The organism is Luteibacter sp. P4_E6 (assembly GCF_056401535.1).
In genome coordinates this window covers 1-4,501 of sequence record NZ_JBFUJE010000323.1, presented here as the reverse complement: position 1 = coordinate 4,501, position 4,501 = coordinate 1, and the positions used below count along the sequence as shown (strand labels likewise).

Below are 4,501 nucleotides of genomic sequence, written 5' to 3'. Positions count from 1 at the left end.
GTCCCAGTTGACCAGGTTCCAGAACGCTTCCAGGTACTTCGGACGGGCGTTGCGGTAGTCGATGTAGTAGGCGTGCTCCCACACGTCCGCGGTGAACAGCGGCTTGTCGCTGCCGGTGATCGGCGTGGCGGCGTTGGAGGTGTTGACGATGGCCAGGGAGCCGTCCGGACGCTGCACCAGCCAGGTCCAGCCCGAGCCGAAGTTGCCGGCGGCGCTCTTGGCAAACTCTTCCTTGAACTTGTCCACGCCGCCAAAGGCCTTGGTCAGGGCGTCGGCAAGCTTGGCCGGCGGCTCGGCGCCGCCGGGGGCGCGCATCGAGTTCCAGTAGAAGGTGTGGTTCCAGACCTGGGCGGCGTTGTTGAAGATGCCGCCCGAGGAGGACTTCACGATCTCGACCAGATCCTTGCCCTCGAACTCCGTACCCTTGATCAGGTTATTGAGATTCGTGACGTAGGTCTGGTGGTGCTTACCGTAATGAAACTCGAGGGTTTCAGCGGAGATGTGCGGCTCCAGGGCGTTCTTCTCGTAGGGAAGCGGGGGAAGTTCGATCGCCATGTGCGGGACTCCTTAGCGTTGGCTGGGGGAAAGAAAGACGAAGCAGGGCGCCAGGCGCGGCACTGCTACACTACGCAACTATCAGCATTCTAATGATGAAACCCGACCTATGGACGTCGTAGACGAGATCAAGGCCACCGTAGCGGCGCACCCCATCGTGCTTTTCATGAAAGGCACGCCGGAGTTCCCTACCTGTGGGTTCTCCGATCGCGCCGTCAAGGCGCTGGAAGCCGCTGGGGCGAACTTCTTCTCGGTCAACGTCCTGGCGGATCCGCGCGTGCGCGCGGGCCTGCCGCATTATTCGAACTGGCCGACGTTTCCCCAGTTGTTCCTGTTAGGTGAATTCATCGGCGGGTGCGACATCGTCGAGGATCTCCACGCCGCGGGTGAACTCAAGCGCATGGCGGTGGAAGTCGCCGGGGCCGAATCGTGAGCGCATGGTCGTCCGTAGGGCTGCCCGATGACTGGGCGCCGGCTGGAGGCTCGCTCGCTGGCCGCGTCATCGTCGTCACCGGCGCCACGGGTGGACTCGGTAGTGAAACCGCGAAGGCCGTCGTTCGCGCCGGTGCGACCGTGGTGATCACGGGACGCAAGGTGCGCGCGCTGGAGAAGCTCTACGACGAGCTGGTCGCGCTCGGCGGTGCCGAACCGGTCATCCATCCGCTGGACCTCGAAAGCGCAACGCCGAGCGACTACGCGGCGCTCGCGGAAGGTCTCGAAAAGGAATTCGGCCGGCTCGATGGCGTGGTCCACGCCGCCGCGCATTTCAACGAACTCACGCCCATCGCCATGCACAAGCCGGACGACTGGCTGCGCGCGATGCAGGTGAATGTCTCCGCGCCTTTTGCGCTTACCCAGGCGTGCATGCCGCTGCTTACGCAGGCTGACGACAGCGCCGTCGTCTTCGTTTTCGATGACGCCGAACTCGTGTCGCGCGCGCACTGGGGTGGTTACGGCGTGTCCAAGGCGGCCGTGGAACGCATGGCCGCCGTGCTCCACGCTGAAAACGGCAAGGGCAGCATGCGCGTGCATGCCTTGCTCCCCGCACCGATGCGCACGGCCCTGCGTCGCGCTGCGTATTACGGTGAAAACACCCTCGAACGACCGCTGCCGACGGCCTCCGCCGAAGCCATCGTTTACCTGCTCTCGGGTGCCGGCGCGGATGCGCGCGGTGCCGTTCTCGATATTCGCAACACCCACTGACGTACCGCGCTGCCCGTCCCTAAGGGGCAGCCGTAAAGGAGTTTTAAATGGAAGCGCAGATGACGACGTTGTCCGCGGGCATCCTGCTGTTCCTGATCATGGACCCGCTGGGCAACATCCCGTTGTTCCTCGCCCTGCTCAAGGACGTGCCCCCGCAGCGCCGCCGCAAGGTGATGGTGCGCGAGCTGCTGATCGCCCTCGCCGTGCTCATCGGCTTCCTGCTAGGTGGGCAGTACATCCTCAAGGTGCTCCAGCTGCGCCAGGAGTCGGTCAGCATCGGCGGCGGCATCGTGCTGTTCCTGATCGGCATCCGCATGGTGTTCCCGCCGGTCGAGGGCGGTGTGTTCGGCAAGCAGGGAGAGGGCGAGCCCTTCATCGTGCCCATGGCCATCCCCGGCGTGGCAGGCCCCTCGGCCATGGCGGCACTGCTGCTGCTGACCAATTCCCAGCCCGGCCGCACGGCGGAGTGGGGTATCGCCCTGTTCCTGGCCTGGCTGGCCACCGCGATCATCCTGCTGAGCTCCACTTTCCTGTTCAAATGGCTGGGTGAGAGCGTTCTCACTGCGCTTGAGCGCCTGATGGGCATGCTGCTGATCGCGCTGTCGGTGCAGATGTTCCTGACCGGGTTGTCGGCTTACCTGCACATTGCCGTATGAACCTACGAGGCAGTAGGGTTGCTGTCATAATTCCCCGCGAGCATGTCCGGGGGTAGGCGCCGTCTACCTCCGGGCATGGGTCGCAGCCCCCACAAGGGGCACTGAGGACGTTCGAAGGTATGAAAATCACGACTCCGCTCCAGTCCCGCACGGTTTGCCCCGTCCGACGTCATAGGGAGCCCAAGTCATGCTGAGCATCGATCAGACCCTGGCCGAGCGTCTGCCCTGGCTGKCCCAGCACCCTCTCATTCGTAAGCCCCTTGTCGGCATGCTGGAAAAGCTTGCCCACGAGAGCCGCTTCAACCAGACACTCGACCACGCCGGTACTGCGCTGGGCTTCGACTTCTGCGAACGCACGCTCGAGTACCTCGGGGTCAGCTGCCGCATCACCGAGCGCGAGCGCGAGAACATTCCCGTCGAGGGGCCACTGCTCGTCGTCGCCAATCATCCACTGGGTATGGTCGACGCGATCGCCTTGCTGCAGATGATCGGCACCGTGCGTCGCGACGTGCGCATTCTGGGTAACGACGTGCTCGCGGCCGTGCCGCAACTCGGCCCCTTGCTGCTGCCCGTGGATGTGTTCGGCAAGGGCGGCGCCTCGAAGATGCGTGGCATCTTCCGTAGCATCGAAGCCGGCGAAGTGCTGGTGATCTTCCCGGCGGGCGAAGTATCCCGCATGGGCGCCAGCGGCGTGCGCGACGGCAAATGGTCGGACGGTTTCGCGCGCATCGCCATGCGCACCGGCGTGCCCGTGTTGCCCGTGCACATCGCTGCGCGCAACTCGGCCATGTTCTACGGCCTTTCCATGCTGGCCAAGCCGCTGAGCACCGCGATGCTTCCTCGCGAAGCGACCTCGGGCAAGCAGCGCGTCGGCTTCCGCATCGGCAAGCTGATCGACGCCGAGGAGATCAAGAAACTCAGCGGCGGTTCGCCTGAGCAGGCCGCCAAGCTCATGCGTCGCCACGTGTATCGCGTGGGCCGCGGCCGCGACCTGGTGTTCGGCGGACAGACGCCGCTGGCGCACCCGGAACCGATCGAGCGAGTGGTTGCCGAACTGGAGAAGGCAGAGTTTCTTGCGGACCTTCCCGATGGCAAGCGCATCCTGCTCATGCAGGGCTCGCAGGATAGTGCCGCGCTGCGCGAGATCGGTCGCCTGCGCGAACTCACCTTCCGTCGCGTCGGCGAGGGCACGGGCAAGCGCCGCGATCTCGACGCCTACGATCCGTACTACGAGCACCTGGTGCTGTGGGATCCGAAGGCGCTGCGCATCGTCGGTTCGTATCGCTTCGGCCACGGCGGCCGGCTCATCGCGGAACGCGGTATTTCGGCGCTCTATACCTCAAGTCTTTTCGATTACTCGCCCGCACTCGAATCGCGCCTGGCGCAAGGTCTTGAGGCCGGGCGCAGTTTCGTCGCCCCGGCTTACTGGCGTTCGCGGGCGCTCGACCATCTGTGGCAGGGCATCGGCCTCTACCTGCAGCGTCACCGGGACCTTCGCTACGTGTTCGGGCCGGTGAGCATGTCGGTCAGCATGCCCCGTGAAGCCCGCGAGTGGATCACGGTGGCGCATCAGCATTTCTTTGGTGTTGAGGGACTTGCCGCCGCTCGCCAGCCCTTTGTCGTCCCCGACGCCACCGACGTCGCGATCCGCGCCGAGCTGGAAGGCCTCGATCCGGCCGCTGGCCTGGGCAAGCTTAAACACCGCCTCGACGCCCTTGGCGTCTCCCTGCCGGTGCTGTACCGCCAATACGTCGATCTGGTCGAGCCTTCGGGCGTCCAGTTTCTTGCGTTTGGCGAAGATCCTGACTTCTCAGGATGCGTCGATGGCCTCGTCATGTTGGATCTGGCTTCGCTGAAACCTGCGAAGCGATCCCGCTATCTCGGTAAATCTGCTTAGAGTTCAAAGAGGTGTGCCTTTCTGGCGCACCTCTAAGAAAAAGTGGTATTTATCTAGTTGGCGTGAAAATGTTACGAATGTGTCATAGAATCGCGTTAAAGTTCGTTTAACAAGAGTCGCCGCCCGGATCAGTTGCGTGACCGGGATCACACCGGCCGAGTCTTTCAAAAATTGGGGATAGCTCTACGAC

Annotated in this window: 5 protein-coding genes; 4 read left to right on the top strand and 1 reads right to left on the bottom strand. The window is 63.8% G+C overall.

Annotation, left to right across the window (positions count from 1 at the left end):
• Positions 1 to 555, bottom strand: a 555-nt coding sequence (locus AC1DT2_RS16390) for a superoxide dismutase (RefSeq protein ID WP_477297482.1), incomplete at its 3' end; no start/stop codon positions are given.
• 109 nt (positions 556 to 664) lie between these two features.
• Here AC1DT2_RS16390 and grxD point away from each other — a divergent pair.
• From grxD to olsF, 4 genes are all read left to right on the top strand, one after another.
• Positions 665 to 988 carry a Grx4 family monothiol glutaredoxin gene (gene grxD / locus AC1DT2_RS16385; protein WP_213947856.1) on the top strand — a complete coding sequence of 108 codons (324 nt, stop codon included), beginning with the start codon at positions 665 to 667 and terminating at the stop codon, positions 986 to 988.
• Positions 985 to 1,758 carry an SDR family NAD(P)-dependent oxidoreductase gene (locus AC1DT2_RS16380; RefSeq protein ID WP_213947857.1) on the top strand — a complete coding sequence of 258 codons (774 nt, stop codon included), beginning with the start codon at positions 985 to 987 and terminating at the stop codon, positions 1,756 to 1,758. Before grxD ends, AC1DT2_RS16380 begins: the two co-directional genes overlap by 4 nt.
• Before the next feature lie 47 nt (positions 1,759 to 1,805).
• Positions 1,806 to 2,414, top strand: coding sequence for a YhgN family NAAT transporter (locus AC1DT2_RS16375; RefSeq protein ID WP_477297480.1), 609 nt, complete (start codon positions 1,806 to 1,808; stop codon positions 2,412 to 2,414).
• A 187-nt stretch (positions 2,415 to 2,601) separates the two neighbouring features.
• Entirely contained in the window at positions 2,602 to 4,311 is a 1,710-nt protein-coding gene (gene olsF, locus AC1DT2_RS16370; RefSeq protein ID WP_477297479.1) for a bifunctional ornithine lipid synthase OlsF, read from the top strand.
• The last annotated feature ends 190 nt before the right edge of the window (positions 4,312 to 4,501 follow it).

Coding starts and splice junctions, on each gene's coding strand:
- grxD (WP_213947856.1), top strand. CDS start 665: ATGGACGTCGTAGACGAGATCAAGGCCACCGTAGCGGCGCACCCCATC.
- AC1DT2_RS16375 (WP_477297480.1), top strand. CDS start 1,806: ATGGAAGCGCAGATGACGACGTTGTCCGCGGGCATCCTGCTGTTCCTG.